A 16,199-nucleotide genomic window follows, 5' to 3' on the forward strand; every position below is an offset into this window, starting at 1 on the left:
CGTCAGCGGAGCTTGTGGAGGCGCTTGATCGCTTCGTCGAGGACCTCGTCGCGCTTGCAGAAGGCGAAGCGGACCAGGTGTTTGGCCGGATCCGGGTTGTCGCAGAAGACCTGCACCGGGATCGCGGCCAGGCCGATGCGCTCCGGCAGCGAGCGGCACAGCTCTGCGCCGTCCTCGAAGCCGAGCGGCCGGACATCGGCGCAGATGAAGTAGGTGCCTTCGCTGCTGAGCACGTCGAAGCCAGCTTCGGTGAGGCCCTCGGCGAGCCGGTCCCGCTTGCGCTGCAGGTCCTTGCGCAGCTGCTCGACCCAGTCGAGCTCGTTGCGCAGGGCGTGCGCGACCGCGGGCTGGAACGGCGCACCGCCGACGAAGGTCATGAACTGCTTGGCGGCGCGCACCGCGGCGACCAGCTCGGCCGGACCGCAGATCCAGCCGATCTTCCAGCCGGTGGCGCTGAAGCTCTTGCCCACGCTGGAGATCGACAGCGTGCGCTCGGCCATGCCGGGCAGGGAGGCCAGCGGGTGGTGCTCGCGACCGTCGAAGAGGAGGTGCTCGTAGACCTCGTCGGTGATGGCGATGACGTCGTTCTCGCGGCAGACCTCGGCGATGGCGGCCAGCTCGGCGTCGGTGAACACGGTGCCGGTCGGGTTGTGCGGCGAGTTCAGCAGCAGCACCCGCGTCTGCGGACCGACCGCGGCGCGCAGCGCGTCCAGGTCGAGCTCGAAGCGGTGGTCGGGACCCTGCCGGAGCGCGACGGTTCGGCGGACCCCGCCTGCCATCGCGACCGCGACCGGGTAGGAGTCGTAGTACGGCTCGATGAGCACGACCTCGTCACCGGGCTCGACCAGGGCGAGCATCGCGGCGGTCAGCGCCTCGGTGGCGCCGACGGTGACCAGCACCTCGTCCTCGGGCCGGTGCTCGATGCCGTAGCGCGCGGCGCGGTGCTCGGAGATCGCGGCGCGCAGCTCCGGCTCACCAGCGCCCGGCGGGTACTGGTTCACGCCGTTGGCGATCGCCTCCTGCGCGACTCGCAGCATGCCCTCGGGGCCATCGGTGTCCGGGAAGCCCTGGCCGAGGTTGACCGCGCCGGTGCGGCGGGCCAGCTCGGTGATCTCGGCGAAGATCGTCGAGGTGAACGGGCGCAACCGGGTGGTGAGGGCTGGAGTACGCACGTCTGCCGAGAGTAGTCGAAACGCGCGGCGGTGTGCGGGTCCAGCCGGTCGCTGTCCAGGACGTGGAACGCCGGAGGCGCGCGCAGTGCTGCGGCCCGGCTCTGACCAGGCGGTTCCCACCCTGCCCGGCGCGCCCGGAAAACGGTCGGAACGGGCACGTCGAGGTGTGATTCCGCAGGTGTTCTGCCCGCCGACGGAGTGAGCACTCGGCGAGCACTGCCACAATCGGTGTGTGCAGCCCACATCGGTTTCCGACACTGACAAGCGCCGGCGCCTGCGGCGGATGAAGGCGGTCGCAGGCGGGCTCCTGGTGCTAGCGGCCCTGATCTACGTCTTCGCCCGCTGGCAGGAGAGCACCGGCGCGGCGTGGGCGGGCTACGTGCGGGCCGCCGCGGAGGCGGGCATGGTCGGTGCGCTGGCGGACTGGTTCGCGGTCACCGCGCTGTTCCGGCGACCGCTCGGGCTGCCGATCCCGCACACCGCGATCATCCCGACCCGCAAGGACGTGATCGGCCGCAGCCTCGGCGACTTCGTGGGCACGAACTTCCTGTCCGAGCAGGTGGTGCGGGACAAGCTGCGCCGGGCCGAGATCAGCCGCCGGCTGGGCGGCTGGCTCGACGACGAGGAGCACGCGGAGCGCGTGACCTCCGAGCTGGCCACGGCCGTGCGCGGTGCCGTGCAGGTGCTGCGGGACGACGACGTGCAGGCCGTGCTGGAGCAGGCGGTCGTGCGCAAGGTGCTCGCGCAGCCGTTCGGGCCGCCGCTCGGGCGGATCCTGGGCCAGGTCTTCGCCGACGGTTCGCACCACAAGCTGGTGGACCTGGTCTGCGATCGCGCCTACGACTGGGTGCGCGACAACCACGACACGGTGCTGCGCGTGGTGAGCCAGCGCGCGCCGTCCTGGTCGCCGAAGTTCTTCGACGCCATGGTGGCGGACAAGATCTACGCCGAGGTGCTGTCCTTCGCCTGGGCGGTCAAGACCGACCCCGAGCACCCGATGCGCAAGGCCGTCGACCGCTTCCTGGTCGAGTTCGCCGACGACCTGCAGAACGACCCGAAGACGATGGCCAAGGCCGAGCAGATCCAGCAGCAGGTGCTGGAGCACCCCGAGGTGCAGAACCTGGTCGCCTCGGCCTGGGGCACGGCGAAGAAGATGCTGCTCGACGCGGCCGAGGACCCGTCCAGCGAACTGCGCGTCCGGGTCCGCGACGGCCTGCGCTCGCTGGGCCGCAGGCTCGTCGAGGAGCCGGAGCTGCAGGCCAAGGTGAACGGCTGGATGGAGAGCGCCACGGTCTACGTGGTGTCCAACTACCGCGACGAGCTGACCACGCTGATCACCGACACGGTGGAGCGCTGGGACGCCGGCGAGACCTCCCGCAAGATCGAGCTGCAGGTCGGCCGGGATCTCCAGTTCATCCGGATCAACGGCACGGTGGTCGGCGCCCTCGCCGGCCTGGCGATCCACAGCGTGTCGCAGCTGTTCTTCTGAGGCCGGTTCAGGCGGTGGTGTGGCGCTCCCGCCAGGAGCGGGCCTTCTCCCGGTTGCCGCACACCCGCATCGAGCACCAGGTCCGGGAGCGGTTGCGGGACCGGTCGTAGAACGCCCACAGGCAGTCGTCGGCCGGGCAGATCTTGATCCGGTCCCAGTGCTCGGTGTGCACCAGCCGGGCGGCCGCCACCAGCACGGTGCCCAGTGCGTCGGTGCCTGCCAGAACGGGTATGCCTCGCTGCAGCCGGACTTGCACCGGCCACGCCGTGGCGAGCTCGGGTGGTCGGGCCCCGTAGGAGACCGCGCTGCGCATGGAGTCGCGGATCTCGCGCGCCGCTTCGACGTCGGGCGCCGCACCCAGTCCGCGGTCCGCGCACCACTGCCGCCACTGATCGTGGTCGTCCAAGGTTTCGGTGCCGTCTTCCGCGTCGCAGGTGTTGAGGAAGGCCAGGACTAGCTCGATGTCGTGGTCGAAGTCGAGTTCGACCGCCTCCAGCGTCGGTGGTCGTACCACTTCCGGAGCGACAGCTCTGCTGCTCACGAACACCATCGTAAGCCAGTAGGGGGTTGTGCCGGGTCTCCGTAACCCGCATAGTGGTCACGCCGGTTAGTAACCTATCAATCAGTTTTGAGGGTTAGGGGTGCGTGATGAATCCGATTCAGATCGAGCCGCAGGACACCGGGCAGACGCTGACCGCCGCGGCGGCCCGCGAAGCGGAGATCGACCGCGCGCTGAGCGAAGGCGGCCGACTTCGGCCACGCTGGCTTGACCAGTTCGCCAACTGGTGGGCGGCGACCACGGCTCCGCTGGGCCCCGGCGCAGCGGTCGACCCGGGCACTCGCCGCGCGACTGCCTGAACCGATCGGAGGAGCGATGACCCAGCTCGACCTCGCGGCGTTCGCCATCGACTGCCCGGATCCACGTGAACTGGCCGACTTCTACGGCCGGCTGCTCGGCTGGCAGGTGGACGAGGAGGCCTCCAACGCGGACTGGGTCGAGCTGGCGAATCCGAACGGCAGCGCGGTGCTGGCCTTCCAGCGCGACCCGGACTACCGCCCGCCGACCTGGCCCAGCGGTGAGGTGCCGCAGATGATGCACCTGGACATCCGGGTGCAAACCATCGCCGAGGGCTACAAGCGGGCGGTCGGGGCGGGCGCGACCCCGCTCCCGCAGCCGCCCGACAAGCAGGACGCGAAGTTCCGCGTCTACGCCGACCCGGTCGGCCACCCGTTCTGCATGTGCGCCATCGACGACTGAAACCGGGCCCTGCCCCGCGAGTCGCGAAGCAGGGCCTGACCTCACCGGGCAGCGGCCACTTCCGGCGCCACTTCGGGTTCGCGCAGCACGACGGCGATCGCCGCGGACAGCAGCGCGCAGATCGCCGCGCAGGTCCACAGCAGGACCTGCCACGAATCCGTGAAGCCGTCGGCGACGAACGCAAAGAACCGCTGCTGCACGTCAGCGGGCAGCGCCGACATCGGGCCGGCCAGATCGCCCGCGTTGACGTCGTTGGCCAGCTCCTCCGGCGTTCCGCGATAGGCGGGCAGCTGCCACAAGCCGCGACCGAGCGACTGCTGCGTCAGGTTGACCAGCGCGGAGCCCGCCGCAGCGATGGCGAGCGCTTCGCTGCCAAGGCGCACCGTGTTGAGCAGCCCCGCAGCCGTGCCCGTCTTTTCCACGTCCACGGCGGCCAGCGCCGCACCGTCGACCAGGCCGAAGTTCAAGCCCAACCCGACGCCGAGCGCGATCAGCGGCCCGGCCAGCTCCGCGACGCCGATCCCGGGGTGGAGCACGGCGGCCAGCCATCCGGTCCCGGCGGTCAGGCAGAGCAGGCTGGCCGCGAACACCGCGCGGGTGGAAACACCCCACCTGATCAGCCGCCCGGCCAGCAGCGGGGCGACCAGGATCGGCAGCGTCATCAGCAGCATCGTGCTGCCGGCCTCCCGGCTGGTCGAGCGGTTCGCCACGAGCAGGTAGTTCGGCAGCAGCGGCAGCAGGATCACGAACGACAGCGTCGCCACCACCGGGATCGAGCACAGCGCCACGAACTTCGCGTTGCGCAGCAGCCCGAGATCGAGCATCGGATCCCGGCGCCGACGCTCCACCAGCGCGAACAGCACCAGGAGCAGTGCTGCCCCGGCCAGGAGCCCCAGCACGCCGGGACTGCCCCAGCCCCACTGCGGTCCTTCGACCACGCCCAGCATGAGCAGGAAGGTGCCGCCGACGAACGCGGCGGTGCCCGGCCAGTCCACGCCGGTCGCCGAGGAACCGCGCGATTCCCGCATCGCCGGGACGGCGCACAGCACCGGCAGCATCAGCAGGGCGTGCGCGGCGAAGAACGACCGCCATCCCGAGGTGTCGGCCAGGACTCCGGCCAGCATCGCTCCGAGCGCCAACCCGCTCCCGGTCGCGATGCCGACGGCGGCGAACGCCCGGGTGCGAGCGGCACCCTCGAAGCTGGTGGCCACCAAAGAGCTGCCGCTGGTCAGCAGCGCGGCGGCACCGGCACCGGCGATCCCGCGCGCGGCGTCGAGCAGGTGGATGTCGGTGGCGACCGCGCTCGCCACCGAAGCCGACGCGAACACCACCGCGCCCACCAGGAACACCCGGCGCCGGCCGATCAGATCGGCCAGCGAGCCGCAGGCGAGCATGAAGCACGCGAAGGTCAGGTTGTAGGCGTGCACCACCCACTGCAGCGCGTCCAGCGAAGCGCCCGTCTCGGCTCCGATGTGCGGCAGCACCACCGCCGACCCGGTCACCGAGGTCGGCAGCACCACCAGGGTCAGCAGCACGGCGGCCAGCGTCGACACCGATCGCGCGGCGTTCATCGCGTCGTCGCGGAGCCGACGAGCCCGCCGTCGACGACGAGGTCCTGGCCGGTGATGTAGGCGGCGTCGTCCGAGGACAGGAACGCCACCGCGGCGGCGACGTCCTCGGCGTGGCCGAGCGAACCGAGGGCCACCTCCGCCGAGTTCCGCGCCTCCGCCCCGTGATCGGTGTTCAGGCTCCGGTACATCTCGGTGTCGATGTAGCCCGGGCTGACGGAGTTGACGCGGATCCCGCGCGGAGCGAGGTCGGCGCCGAGCGTGCGCGCGAGGTTGTGCACCGCGGCCTTGCTCGCGGAGTACACCGAGCCGGTGGCGAGCCCGCGGTGCAGCGTCCAGGACGCGTTGATGACGATCGCGCTGCCGTCCCGCATCAGCGGGAGCGATTTCTGGACGGTGAAGTAGACGCCCTTGAAGTTGACGTCGACGGTCCGGTCGAAGTCGGCTTCGGTGATCTCCGCGCTGGGCTTGAAGATCCCGATCCCGGCGTTGGCGAAGACCGCGTTCAGGCCACCGCGCCAGGTCTCGATGCGGCGCATCAGCTGATCGGTGTCGGCGAGCGAAGCCACGTCCGCGCGCACCGCCAGGACCCGGTCGCCGTCGAGCCCGGCGACCGCCGAGTCGAGCCTTGCCTGGTCGCGGCCGGTGATGGCGACGTACGCGCCTTCGTCGAGCAGGCGGCGCGCGGTGGCCAGACCCATGCCGCTGGTGCCGCCGGTGATCAGGACCGTCTTGTTGGTGAATCGCTGCATGCCGACGATGCTCGGACCGATCGCGCGTTGCCAGGAGTGTCGGCCGAACCTGGGTCTGCCACCACCACCCTGGTCGCCGGTCAGCGGGCGGCGGGTTCGGCGGCCAGGAGTTCGGCGATGCGGGATTCGGCGTCGCTGCCCGGCTGCGGGTTGTGCAGCAGCAGCCGGTGTCCGGGCAGGTCGGGCAGCGGCAGCATGGTGTACTCGAAGATCAGCTCGCCGACCTGCGGGTGGCTGAGCACCTTCGTGCCCTGGGCGTTGCTGCCGATGCGGTGCTCGGCCCAGATCTCGGCGAACGCCGGGCTCACCGCGCACATGTCGGTGGCGAGCCGGTCGAACTCGGGGTCGTCGGCGTAGCGGGCCGCGTCCGCGCGGTACTGGCCGAGCATGGCGCGCGCGGCGTCCTGCCAGTGGCAGATCGCGGACTGGTAGCGGGCGCTGGTGAAGAAGGTGACCAGGCAGTTGTGGTCGTCGGGGCCGTAGCCGAAGACGACCTGGGCGGAGCGGTTGAGCGCCACCAGGTTCCAGTGCCGGTCGATGATGTAGGCGGGCTTGGGCATCCAGCCGTCGATCAGCCGCTGCAGTTCGGGCGGGGCCTGCCGCTGCACCGGTTCGGCCTGCGGCGGGTTGAGCCCCGCGAGCAGGTAGAGGTGCTCGCGCTCGGCGGCGTCCAGCCGCAGCACGCGCGCGATCGCGTCCAGCACCTCGGGGGACACGTTGATGTCCCGGCCCTGTTCGAGCCACGTGTACCAGGACACCCCCACTCCGGCGAGCACCGCGACCTCTTCGCGGCGCAGCCCCGGGGTGCGCCGGGTGCCGCCGACGGGCATGCCGACGTCCGCAGGGGTCAACCGCGCGCGCCGGGAGCGCAGGAAGTCGCGGATCTCGGCGCTGCGCCGCTGCCGTGCCCCTGCGGGAAGCCGGGAGATCTCCATGCCGCCATGCTAGGAAGCCCGTTGGTCGCTGGTCTGCGTGCGTGGTTGCTCGGCGGAACCCGAGCGCTTCCCCCCCCCCGGGGACTGCGGGCATCGCTTCTGGATGACCGAACACACGCCGCTCGTGGTCCCGCGAACGGGTGCAAGCAGAGTGCTTGCAAGAGTTAGCACTCGTGCGTATCGTGGTCGGTGACCGGAGAGGTGCCAGCCCGTGGAACGTGTGGACAAAGCAGTCAACAAGGCCGTGAACCAAGCGGTCAGCGACCTCGGCGGCTACATCCGGACGCAACGCAACAACGCCCAGATCTCGTTGCGGCAGCTGGCGAAGCTAGCCGGTGTGTCGAACCCGTACCTGAGCCAGGTCGAACGCGGGTTGCGCAAGCCGAGCGCGGAGATCCTGCAGCAGATCGCCAAGGGACTGCGGATCTCAGCCGAAGCGCTCTACGTGCAGGCCGGGATCCTGGAGCGCCGCGAGAGCGGGCCGGTGGTCGACGCGATCCTCGCCGACCCCCAGCTCGACGAGCGGCAGAAGCAAGTGCTTCTGGACATCTACGCCTCGTTCCGGCGCGAGCACGACGACCGGCCGGTCGAGGACAGCCAGCAATCCGAGGAGTGACCACCCATGCCGGGTTTCCCGAAGACCGAGGACGTGAACAAGGTGCGCGAGCAGGCCGAGAAGGCGTTCGGCGACGCCGTCGAGCAGGCCCGCACGCCGCTGCTCGCCGCGCTCGGCGCCGGTGACCTCGCCGCGCAGGCCCTGCTGGAGGCGGTCAACAAGGTCCGCAGCCAGCTCAACGAGCGCGCCGAGGCGGCCCGCCAGGAACTGCCCAGCGACCTGGACGAGCTGCGCGGCAAGCTGGACCCGGCCGAGCTGCGCAAGCGCGTCGACGCCTACAGCCAGACGGCCAAGCAGCTCTACGACTTCCTGGCCGAGCGCGGCGAGGAGACCCTGCACCGGCTGCAGGACCAGCCGCAGGTCAAGAAGGTGTGGAGCCAGGTCGGCAGCGCGCAGGACAAGGTCGAGGAGACGGTGGACGAGGTCCGCGACCTGGCCGACGACGTCCTGGGCAAGGTCAGCCGCCCGTTCACCAAGGCCGAAGAAACCCCGGCCGAGGAAACCCCGGCCGAGGAAGCCCCGGCCGAGGAAGCCCCGGCCGAGAAGGCCGAGAGCGCGGAGGAGCCCAAGCCCGCCGCGACCCGCAAGCCGACGGCCAAGTCGACCGCGAAGAGCACGACGAAGCCGGCGGCGAAGAAGACCACCAAGCCCAGCGACAGCTGAGCCCCTCCCGTCCCGCAATTTCAATTGAAATCGGACGTCCGATTTCAATTGAAATTGCACGCCCTCCGGTGTGTCGTCGTCCGACATGCCGGAGGGTTCGCAGGTTCCACTGAAATCGCCCAGTCGAGGTCGGTACCGGATGGTCGCCCCGATCGGTGCGGGTGAGGTCGTGGGCCCGTGGACGTGCTCACCGCGCACGACCACCGGTGACCGTCGGTGGGTGCCCGCGTGGACGCCCGGCACGTAAGGTGGAGGCGTGGATTTCACCGGCTTGGCTCTGTACCAGTGGATCTTGGTGGCGATCTGGATCGTGTGCATCCCGGTCGGGGTCTTCGCGTTCGTGCACGCCGCGCTGCAGCGTCCTGACGCGTTCACCGCCGTGGACAAGCTGAGCAAGACGAAGTGGCTGCTCATCACGGGTGCCGCCGCGGTGCTGCTGATCCTGGACCAGCGCGGGCCCTACGGGATCATCTGGATCGCCGGGCTGATCGCCTCGCTGGTCTACATCGTCGACGTGCGCCCGAAGGTGCGGGAGATCCAGGGGCGGTCCTGGTAGTGCTGTCCCGCTGGACGACGCACGGCCGCGGTGGGCCGGTGACGCTGGTCGTGCACGGTTTGGGCGCGACCGAGGGCGAGGCCCGCATCCCGTCGTCCGGACTGCCGGGCACCCGCGTCGTCGTCACGCTGCCGGGGCACGGCAAGGCCCCGGACGCTCCGCCCGGTTACTGGAACTACGCGACGATCGCCGCGGACGTCCTCGCGATCGCCGACGAGGTGGGAGCGACGCGTGCGGTCGGTGTTTCGCTGGGTGCGGGCGCGCTGACCCGCATCGCCGCCGAGCACCCGGACCGGTTCGAGCGGCTGGCACTGCTGCTCCCGGCCGCCTTGGACCGGCCCCGCGACGTCGCGGCGACCTGGTCCTTCGAACGCCTCGCCGACGCGGTCGGTGATCCGGAGGAGCTGCGGAAACTCGTCGCGGCGGATCTCCCGGCAGGCGCCGAGGTCGGGGACTACGCCGAGCAGCGCGCGGCCGCGTTGATGCGCCTCGAAGACGCCCTCCGCGAACTCCCCGAGCAAGCACCGCTCGCCGACGCGGCCCCGCTGGGCTCCGTGGGCTCGGACGTGCTCGTCGTCGGCGCCACCGACGACCCGCTGCACCCGGCGGAGGTGGCCAAGGCGGTGGCCGCCGCCTTCGCCCGCGCGCGGCTGGAGATCTTCCCCTCGCCCGCGCCCATGCTCACGCACCGCCGCGAGCTGCGCGGACTCCTGGTGGACTTCCTGGGCTGAGCCACTCCACCGGTGGCCGGCGGCGGTTCGTATTGTCGTGTCATGGGTGCTGATTGGGCTTTGGCCGCAGGAACGCTGGACGTGACATCGGCGCTTGAGCGCCTCGACCTGCTTGCCGACCCGGTGGCGACGTCGGTCCGGCAGCTCGACGACGCGCGCATCGGCGCGACCGAGATCGACCCGGACCTGGCGGACACCGCGGCGTTCTGCGAGAAGTACGGCTCACCGCTGGAGCTGTCGGCGAACTGCGTGGTCGTCGCGGGCAAGCGCGCGGGCGAGGTCCGCTACGCGGCGTGCGTGGTCCTGGCGACGACCCGCGCCGACGTCAACGGCGTGGTCAAGCGCCGCCTGGACGTCCGCAAGGCGTCCTTCGCCCCGATGGACGACGCGGTCGAGCTGACCAGCATGGAGTACGGCGGCATCACCCCGTTCGGCCTCCCGGCGGACTGGCCGATCCTGATCGACCCGGAGGTGGCGAAGGCTCCGGCGCTGGTGGTCGGCAGCGGCGTCCGCCGCAGCAAGCTGATCGCCCCGGGCGAGGCCCTGACCAACCTCCCGAACGCAGAAGTCCTGGAAGGCCTCGGCCGCTGAAGTCGGGAGTGCGCAGCCGGGCCGGAACCCGGCTGCGCGCTCAGCTTCGAGTCCCGCATCCCCACGACCTGCTCGCCGCAGTTGCCGGAGCCGCAGAGGTATCGGTCCGAAGTGGACTGAGTTCGGGCGGCTCCTGGTCGTGCGGGGAAGGTTTCGCGCGAAAACCCGTGGCGCGGCTTCGTTTTCGCGACCGATCGCCACCGGGAAGGCTATGCGTTGGCGGCCTCCCGGGCGTCGGTGATCATGTCGTCGAGGATCGCTCGGGAGGCCAGCAGATCGTCGATCATGCCGTTGATCCGCTCCCGCTCCTCGCAGAGATCAGCGACGACTTCGGTCGTCGGCTTGGAATGCCCGCCGAAGACGCACGGGAAGATCTCGGCCATCTTCGCGCTCGGCACACCAGCGCTGATCAGCCGCTGCACCAGGACGACCTTGTCCACATCGGACGCGGCGTACTCCCGGTGGCCGCCCGGGGTGCGGGTGGCGGAGAGCAGGCCCTGCTGCTCGTAGTAGCGGAGCGCGCGCACGCTGGCCCCGGTGCGCCGGGACAGTTCACCGATCCGCATCGTGTGCTCCATCACCTTCGGTTGAACCTGACACGCGCGTCAGATTCTACCGTGATCGGCATGACGAACTCGCTGCTCAAGCCGTACGAACCGATGTCGCTGCCGAACCGGATCGTGATGGCCCCGATGACCAGGTTCCGGGGCGATGAACAGGGCGTTCCCCAGCCGTTCGTGGCGGAGTACTACGCGCAGCGCGCGGGCGCCGGGCTGATCGTGACCGAGGGGATCTGGCCGAGCGTGCAGGGGCAAGGCGCCTTGCGCGGGCCAGGCCTGGTCTCGCCGGAACAGGTCGTGGGCTGGCGCGCGATCACCGGCGCCGTTCACGCCGCGGAAGGACGGATCTTCGCGCAGCTCATGCACGCCGGGCGGCTGACCGTTCCGGACAACAACCTCGGCGGGTTGCACCCGATCGCGCCTTCGCCGGTGCCTGCGGACATCGAGCTGCACACCGCCAGCGGCAAGGTGCGCGCACTGGTCCCGCGCGAGATGACCACGGCGGACATCGCGCAGGCGATCGACGAGCACGTGGCTTCGGCGCGGCGGGCGATCGACGCGGGCTTCGACGGGGTCGAGCTGCACGGCGCCAACGGCTACCTGCTGCACCAGTTCCTCGCCGACAACACCAACGTCCGCGGCGACCGGTACGGCGGCGCCGGGCGCATCCGGTTCGCCGTCGAGGTGGTCGAGGCGGTGGCAGGTGCGATCGGCGCGGGCCGGGTCGGAATCCGCCTGTCGCCGGGGAATCCGCTCACCGGGCTCGTCGAAGCCGATCCGGCGCCGGTGTACCGGGAGCTGGTCGGCGCCCTGGAACCGCTGGGCCTCGCGTATCTGCACCTGACCGACAACAGCCGCTACCGGGCGCTGCGCGACATCCGTCCACGTTGGACCGGAACGCTGATCGGCAACACCGGTTTCGGGCATCCGACGACGGCGGAGTCCGGCGCGGCGCTGATCGAAGAGCAGGGCGCTGACCTGGTCTCCTTCGGCCGGCTGTTCATCTCCAACCCGGATCTGCCGCAGCGCTTCGCCGCCGGAGCCCCGCTGGCCGAGGTCGAGGAGGGCACCCTCTACACCCACGGCCCGCAGGGCTACGTCGACTACCCGGCCGCGACCTGATCGGCGGGTCAGAACACCACGGTGCGGCGGTTGTGGACCAGGACGCGGTCTTCGAGGTGGGCGCGGAGGCCTCGGGCCAGCACCAGCTTCTCGATGTCGCGGCCCTTGCGGACCATGTCCGCCACGTCGTCGGTGTGGTCCACGCGGATCACGTCCTGCTCGACGATCGGGCCGGCGTCCAGCTCCGCCGTCACGTAGTGGCAGGTGGCGCCGATCAGCTTCACGCCGCGGTCGTAGGCCTGGTGGTAGGGCCGGGCGCCGGCGAACGACGGCAGGAAGCTGTGGTGGATGTTCAGCGCGCGGCCCGCCCACTCCTCGCACAGCTCGGGCGGCAGGATCTGCATGAAGCGGGCCAGCACGATCGCATCCGGGTCGTGCTCGTCCACCAGCTTCTGGACCTGGCTGAAGGCATCCGCCTTCTCCTCCGGGGTCTTGCCGAAGGGCACGTGGTGGAACGGGATGCCGTGCGCTTCGGTGATCGGGCCGAGGTTCGGGTGGTTGCCGATCACCGCGCGCAGGTCCACCTCCAGCTCGCCGGAGCTGATCCGGCCGAGCAGGTCGTGCAGGCAGTGGCCGTCCTTGGACACCAGGGCCACCACCCGGCGGCGCTCGCCGGTGTCCGAGACGCGCCAGCTGCTCTCACCGCCGAACTCCTCGGCCACGGCGGCGAACCGCTCGCGCAGCTCGTCGATGCCGAACGGCAGCGAGTCGGCGCGGACCTCCTGCCGGGTGAAGAACCAGCCGGTCTCGAGATCGGTGTGGTAGCCGGCCTCGACGATCCAACCGCCGAAATCGGCGAGGAAGGTCGAAATCCGGGCCACGATGCCGGTCCGGTCAGGGCAGCCGAAGCTGATCACGAAACGCCGCTCGGGAGTGCTCACGATCAGTCATTATCCCAGGTGGCGGAGGCTCTGCAGCTCAGGGGCGACCCTGTCGTGACGTCCGCGACAAGGCCCCGGGAGCAACCCGCCACGCCGTCCGGTCGCCCCAACGGCCGCCTCGCTTCACCCGGGCCCTGGTCGATTTCGCGCGAAATCGGCGTTCACCCGGGTGACGGTCGATTGCGCGCGAAATCGACCAGCCGACCGCTGGACTGGTGTTTGCGCAGGTGGGGCCCTGGTTGTGCTTCGGTGCGGAATCACCGGAAAGTGATCACCGGGTTTGGACAGCGGGTGCGTCTCGGGTGGCGGCTCGGTGCTCGGTGGGGCGGATGCCGAGCGTGCGCTTGAAGGCGACGCTGAGGGCGTAGGCGTTGGAGTAGCCGACCTGGTGGGCGATGGCGTCGACCGTTGCGTCGGTTCGCGCCAGCCGGTCGGCGGCTTGGGCGATGCGCCATTCCGCGAGGTAGGTCATCGGCGGCTGGCCGACGAGCTCGCGGAACCGCTCCGCGAACGTCGCCCGCGCCAGGCCCGCTTCGGCGGCCAGCTTCGCCACCGTCCACGGCTGTGCCGGGTTCTCGTGGACGAGGCGCAGGGCCCGGCCGACGTGCGGGTCCTGGTGAGCCCGGTACCAGGCCGGGGCGCCGGAGTCCGCGCGGTCGAACCACTCCCGCAGGGTGGCGACCAGGCGCAGGTCGAGCAGCCGGTCCAGCATCGCCTGGCGGCCCGGCTTGTCCTGCTGGATCTCGTCGACGATCAGGTCCAGGGTCGGGCAGTCGGCCGCGGCGGCCGGCAGCAGGGCGATCGGCGGCAGCGCGGCCAGCACTCGCTGCGAAACGCTGCCCCGCACCTGGTAAGTGCCGGTGAGCAGCACCGTCGGCCCGCTGATCTCGCCGCGCATGCCCTGGTGCGCGCACCTGTCGCGCCCCGCGGTCGTCGGGCCGTCGGAGACCGAGAATGGTCCTCGCACGATGGCCTCGTCGTGCAGCCCGAGCCGGACGGCGTGACGCAACCCGACCACAAGAAACCGCGAAACGTGAGATTCAGTCGGACGCGACCACCACTGTGAATCGCGGAGAGGCGGGACAGCGCACTGGCCTCGCCTTCCTGCTGCTGCCCACGCTGCTGCTGGCCGTCGACCTCGGAGTGCTGTGGATGGCGGTCCCGCAGCTATCCGCGGATCTGGGCCCGACCAGCACCGAACTGCTGTGGATCAACGACAGCTACGGCTTCGCGATGGCCTGCCTGCTGGTGCTCGGCGGGAACATCGGCGACCGGTTCGGCCGTCGCCGCCTGCTGATGATCGGTCTGGCCGTGTTCACCGCCGCCTCGCTGCTCGCCGCCTACGCGTGGAGCCCGGCGGTGCTGATCGTGGCCCGAGTGATGCTCGGAACCTCCAGCGCGGCCATCATCCCGTCCACGCTGGCCTTGATCTCCGGGATGTTCCCGGACACCCGGCGCCGGGCCAGGGCCATCGCGCTGTGGGTGACCACGTTGTCCACCGGGATCGCGCTGGGACCGGTGCTCAGCGGCGTGCTGCTGGCGCACTTCTGGTGGGGCTCGGTGTTCCTGGTCGGAGTGCCGGTCCTGGTGGTCGCGCTGATCGGATGCCCGGCCACGGTCCCCGAGCTCGCCGATCCCGACGCGACGCCGCTGGACCTCGGCCTGTTCCGCGACAGGACCTTCGTCGCCGCGCCGCTGCTGCTGTTCACCGGGTTGGCCGCGATGAACGGCGTGGAGTACCTGATGCCCCAGTACCTCCAGCTCGTCGGCGGCGTGGCGTCGCTGGAAGCGGGACTGCTGATGGTGCTGCCCGCCGTCGGGCTGGCGCTCGGATCGCAGCTGACGCCGCTGCTGGCCCGCCGCGCGGGACCGGCCCGCGTGATCGCCGCGGGTGCGGTGGTCGCGATCGCCGGGTTCGCGCTGATCGCCACCTCGCCGGGAGTCGCGACGGTGACCGCGGGCACGACCGTGATGATGCTGGGGCTCGCGCCGATCACCGTGCTGGGGACGAACATCGCGGTGAGCGCCGCCGCTCCGGAGAAGGCCGGGCAGGCCTCCGCGATCGGGCAGACCAGCTACGAACTCGGCCTGGCCTTCGGCATCGCCGCCACCGGCAGCCTCGTTTCGGCGGTGTACCGCGACCACGTGCGGACCTCCGCGCCGGAGGGCGTCCCGTCGGACGTGGTCGCCGAGGTCGCGGGAAACCTGGGCGGCGGCGCGGCGGTTCCGGCGCTGGCGGACGTGGCGCGTGCGGGATTCACCTCCGGCTTGCAGGTGGCGGCGATCGTCAGCGGTTGCCTCGCCGGGCTGCTGGCGGTGTTCGCGCTGGTGCTGCTCAAGCGGTCGCGGACCGAGCAGCGCGAGGCCGAGCCGGTCGGCTGACTCAGCGGCCGGCGATCAGGTCGGCCAGCGCGGTGTCACCTGTGACCACGGCCGTGCTCGGGCGGCCCCAGACCCGCCGGTACACCGCGTCGGCCGTGCCGGCGATCGTCGCGTCGGCCTCCAGCGCGGTGCCGCTCGCCGGTCCGGCCTGCGGCGGTTCGCCCGGCCGGAACTCCACCAGCCACGCCCTGCCCGCGTCCGGTGCGTGCACGAGCACCTCGCCCTCGATCTCGGAGCCGGACCAGTCGCCGAGCGGGAGCAGCGAGACGAGGAACTCGTCGATGCCGTCGGCGGCCAGCTCCGGGTCGAAGATCAGCTCGTGCACGTGGTCCGGGCCCAGTCCGGCGAGGGCGTGTTCGGCGTCCAGGCGGTGGATCGCCGTCTCGTGCGTTGCCCGCCGGAGCCAGGTGCGCGGTGTGCCGCCGGGGTGGAACCACCGCACCGGCCGATCCGGATCCACTGTGGACAACGAGTGCCGCAGGTCGGCCAGCCGCTCGTCCCACCAGGTCAGCACGTCGTCGAAATCGGCCGGTGGACGCGGCACTTCGGGTCGGGGACTGCCCGGTTCCAGGTGCAGCGAGCGCTCGATCCTGACGTACGCCTGCGCCAGGTGCTGCACCAGCTGCCGGACGTCCCAGCCCGGGCAGGTCGAGACCTCGGTGTTCGGCCCGGCCTGGAGCGCGGCGCTGCGGAAGGCCACGGCCTGGTCGTGAAAAGCGTGCTGCAGGAACTCGCTCGCCATGCCCCCACCCTAGGCCCGCAAGCCCTCCGCGGGCCCTGCCGAAGACACGATTTCAATGGAAATCGGAGACCTGATTTCCATTGAAATCGCGCGGGTCGTCCCCAGGCTCCGGTGTGTCGGGACCCGACACGCCGACGGTGCGCAACTTCCATTGAAATCGGACGTCTGATTTCCATTGAAA

General features: G+C 70.8%; 19 protein-coding genes. 10 read left to right on the plus strand and 9 right to left on the minus strand.

All coding sequences use genetic code 11. The annotated features are described in order from the left end of the window. Positions 1-2: 2 nt before the first annotated feature. Positions 3-1,172, minus strand: coding sequence for a pyridoxal phosphate-dependent aminotransferase (locus tag ATL45_RS15800; RefSeq protein WP_093145656.1), 1,170 nt, complete (start codon positions 1,170-1,172; stop codon positions 3-5). 283 nt (positions 1,173-1,455) lie between these two features. On the opposite strand from ATL45_RS15800, the gene ATL45_RS15805 reads away from it, so the two are divergent. Beyond that, a complete protein-coding gene (locus tag ATL45_RS15805; RefSeq protein WP_093145657.1) occupies positions 1,456-2,661 on the plus strand; it encodes a DUF445 domain-containing protein in 1,206 nt (401 codons plus the stop codon). 7 nt (positions 2,662-2,668) lie between these two features. On the opposite strand, the gene ATL45_RS15810 is transcribed toward ATL45_RS15805, so the two are convergent. Then, on the minus strand, positions 2,669-3,211 hold the full coding sequence (locus ATL45_RS15810) for a CGNR zinc finger domain-containing protein (protein WP_093145658.1): 543 nt from the start codon (positions 3,209-3,211) through the stop codon (positions 2,669-2,671). A gap of 98 nt (positions 3,212-3,309) precedes the next feature. Between ATL45_RS15810 and ATL45_RS15815 the strand changes: the two genes are divergently transcribed. Continuing rightward, positions 3,310-3,519, plus strand: a complete 210-nt coding sequence (locus ATL45_RS15815) for a hypothetical protein (protein WP_246025372.1) — start codon at positions 3,310-3,312, stop codon at positions 3,517-3,519. Positions 3,520-3,535: 16 nt separating this feature from the next. Further along, a complete protein-coding gene (locus ATL45_RS15820) occupies positions 3,536-3,919 on the plus strand; it encodes a VOC family protein (protein WP_093145659.1) in 384 nt (127 codons plus the stop codon). Positions 3,920-3,960: 41 nt separating this feature from the next. Here ATL45_RS15820 and ATL45_RS15825 read toward each other — a convergent pair whose 3' ends face one another. The 3 genes from ATL45_RS15825 to ATL45_RS15835 form a co-directional block, all read right to left on the minus strand. Next, positions 3,961-5,490, minus strand: coding sequence for an MFS transporter (locus tag ATL45_RS15825; RefSeq protein WP_093145660.1), 1,530 nt, complete (start codon positions 5,488-5,490; stop codon positions 3,961-3,963). Beyond that, on the minus strand, positions 5,487-6,239 hold the full coding sequence (locus tag ATL45_RS15830) for an SDR family oxidoreductase (RefSeq protein WP_093145661.1): 753 nt from the start codon (positions 6,237-6,239) through the stop codon (positions 5,487-5,489). The genes ATL45_RS15825 and ATL45_RS15830 overlap by 4 nt, the downstream gene beginning before the upstream one ends. A gap of 80 nt (positions 6,240-6,319) precedes the next feature. After that, positions 6,320-7,174 carry a helix-turn-helix transcriptional regulator gene (locus tag ATL45_RS15835; protein ID WP_093145662.1) on the minus strand — a complete coding sequence of 285 codons (855 nt, stop codon included), beginning with the start codon at positions 7,172-7,174 and terminating at the stop codon, positions 6,320-6,322. Between the two features lie 211 nt (positions 7,175-7,385). On the opposite strand from ATL45_RS15835, the gene ATL45_RS15840 reads away from it, so the two are divergent. The 5 genes from ATL45_RS15840 to ATL45_RS15860 all read left to right on the plus strand — a co-directional run bounded on the left by ATL45_RS15840 (position 7,386) and on the right by ATL45_RS15860 (position 10,331). Continuing rightward, the gene (locus tag ATL45_RS15840; protein ID WP_093145663.1) at positions 7,386-7,790 is read left to right on the plus strand and encodes a helix-turn-helix domain-containing protein; all 405 of its coding nucleotides are present in this window, start codon (positions 7,386-7,388) and stop codon (positions 7,788-7,790) included. 6 nt (positions 7,791-7,796) lie between these two features. Continuing rightward, positions 7,797-8,453 (plus strand): hypothetical protein, encoded by a 657-nt coding sequence (locus tag ATL45_RS15845; RefSeq protein ID WP_093145664.1) that lies wholly within the window; start codon positions 7,797-7,799, stop codon positions 8,451-8,453. 256 nt (positions 8,454-8,709) lie between these two features. Then, entirely contained in the window at positions 8,710-9,009 is a 300-nt protein-coding gene (locus ATL45_RS15850) for a DUF2516 family protein (protein ID WP_439332457.1), read from the plus strand. Positions 9,010-9,047: 38 nt separating this feature from the next. Further along, positions 9,048-9,740: an alpha/beta fold hydrolase gene (locus ATL45_RS15855; protein WP_235863614.1), complete on the plus strand. Its 693-nt coding sequence runs from the start codon at positions 9,048-9,050 to the stop codon at positions 9,738-9,740. A 42-nt stretch (positions 9,741-9,782) separates the two neighbouring features. Next, positions 9,783-10,331 (plus strand): YbaK/EbsC family protein, encoded by a 549-nt coding sequence (locus ATL45_RS15860; protein ID WP_093145666.1) that lies wholly within the window; start codon positions 9,783-9,785, stop codon positions 10,329-10,331. A gap of 209 nt (positions 10,332-10,540) precedes the next feature. On the opposite strand, the gene ATL45_RS15865 is transcribed toward ATL45_RS15860, so the two are convergent. Further along, positions 10,541-10,897: a MerR family transcriptional regulator gene (locus tag ATL45_RS15865; protein WP_093147129.1), complete on the minus strand. Its 357-nt coding sequence runs from the start codon at positions 10,895-10,897 to the stop codon at positions 10,541-10,543. A gap of 60 nt (positions 10,898-10,957) precedes the next feature. Here ATL45_RS15865 and ATL45_RS15870 point away from each other — a divergent pair, with 60 nt between their 5' ends. Further along, positions 10,958-12,013, plus strand: a complete 1,056-nt coding sequence (locus ATL45_RS15870) for an alkene reductase (protein ID WP_093147130.1) — start codon at positions 10,958-10,960, stop codon at positions 12,011-12,013. A gap of 8 nt (positions 12,014-12,021) precedes the next feature. Here the strand turns inward: ATL45_RS15870 and purU are convergent, their stop codons facing one another. Together purU and ATL45_RS15880 are read right to left on the minus strand one after the other, a co-directional pair. Beyond that, positions 12,022-12,894: a formyltetrahydrofolate deformylase gene (gene purU, locus ATL45_RS15875; protein WP_093145667.1), complete on the minus strand. Its 873-nt coding sequence runs from the start codon at positions 12,892-12,894 to the stop codon at positions 12,022-12,024. A gap of 271 nt (positions 12,895-13,165) precedes the next feature. Beyond that, positions 13,166-14,065: an AraC family transcriptional regulator gene (locus ATL45_RS15880; RefSeq protein WP_342775340.1), complete on the minus strand. Its 900-nt coding sequence runs from the start codon at positions 14,063-14,065 to the stop codon at positions 13,166-13,168. On the opposite strand from ATL45_RS15880, the gene ATL45_RS15885 reads away from it, so the two are divergent. After that, a complete protein-coding gene (locus ATL45_RS15885; RefSeq protein WP_211841237.1) occupies positions 13,957-15,276 on the plus strand; it encodes an MFS transporter in 1,320 nt (439 codons plus the stop codon). The genes ATL45_RS15880 and ATL45_RS15885 overlap by 109 nt on opposite strands. A gap of 1 nt (position 15,277) precedes the next feature. Here the strand turns inward: ATL45_RS15885 and ATL45_RS15890 are convergent, their stop codons facing one another. Further along, positions 15,278-16,018, minus strand: a complete 741-nt coding sequence (locus ATL45_RS15890) for a maleylpyruvate isomerase N-terminal domain-containing protein (RefSeq protein ID WP_093145669.1) — start codon at positions 16,016-16,018, stop codon at positions 15,278-15,280. Positions 16,019-16,199 lie beyond the last annotated feature (181 nt).

The sequence above is a fragment of the Saccharopolyspora antimicrobica genome, assembly GCF_003635025.1.
In the GTDB taxonomy this organism is placed as follows: Bacteria; Actinomycetota; Actinomycetes; order Mycobacteriales; family Pseudonocardiaceae; genus Saccharopolyspora; species Saccharopolyspora antimicrobica.

Excerpts from the sequence above, each read along its gene's own strand:
- ATL45_RS15805 (WP_093145657.1), top strand. The coding sequence starts at position 1,456 with ATGAAGGCGGTCGCAGGCGGGCTCCTGGTGCTAGCGGCCCTGATCTAC.
- ATL45_RS15810 (WP_093145658.1), bottom strand. The coding sequence starts at position 3,211 with ATGGTGTTCGTGAGCAGCAGAGCTGTCGCTCCGGAAGTGGTACGACCA.
- ATL45_RS15815 (WP_246025372.1), top strand. The coding sequence starts at position 3,310 with ATGAATCCGATTCAGATCGAGCCGCAGGACACCGGGCAGACGCTGACC.
- ATL45_RS15820 (WP_093145659.1), top strand. The coding sequence starts at position 3,536 with ATGACCCAGCTCGACCTCGCGGCGTTCGCCATCGACTGCCCGGATCCA.
- ATL45_RS15825 (WP_093145660.1), bottom strand. The coding sequence starts at position 5,490 with ATGAACGCCGCGCGATCGGTGTCGACGCTGGCCGCCGTGCTGCTGACC.
- ATL45_RS15830 (WP_093145661.1), bottom strand. The coding sequence starts at position 6,239 with ATGCAGCGATTCACCAACAAGACGGTCCTGATCACCGGCGGCACCAGC.
- ATL45_RS15835 (WP_093145662.1), bottom strand. The coding sequence starts at position 7,174 with ATGGAGATCTCCCGGCTTCCCGCAGGGGCACGGCAGCGGCGCAGCGCC.
- ATL45_RS15845 (WP_093145664.1), top strand. The coding sequence starts at position 7,797 with ATGCCGGGTTTCCCGAAGACCGAGGACGTGAACAAGGTGCGCGAGCAG.
- ATL45_RS15860 (WP_093145666.1), top strand. The coding sequence starts at position 9,783 with ATGGGTGCTGATTGGGCTTTGGCCGCAGGAACGCTGGACGTGACATCG.
- ATL45_RS15865 (WP_093147129.1), bottom strand. The coding sequence starts at position 10,897 with ATGCGGATCGGTGAACTGTCCCGGCGCACCGGGGCCAGCGTGCGCGCG.
- ATL45_RS15870 (WP_093147130.1), top strand. The coding sequence starts at position 10,958 with ATGACGAACTCGCTGCTCAAGCCGTACGAACCGATGTCGCTGCCGAAC.
- ATL45_RS15890 (WP_093145669.1), bottom strand. The coding sequence starts at position 16,018 with ATGGCGAGCGAGTTCCTGCAGCACGCTTTTCACGACCAGGCCGTGGCC.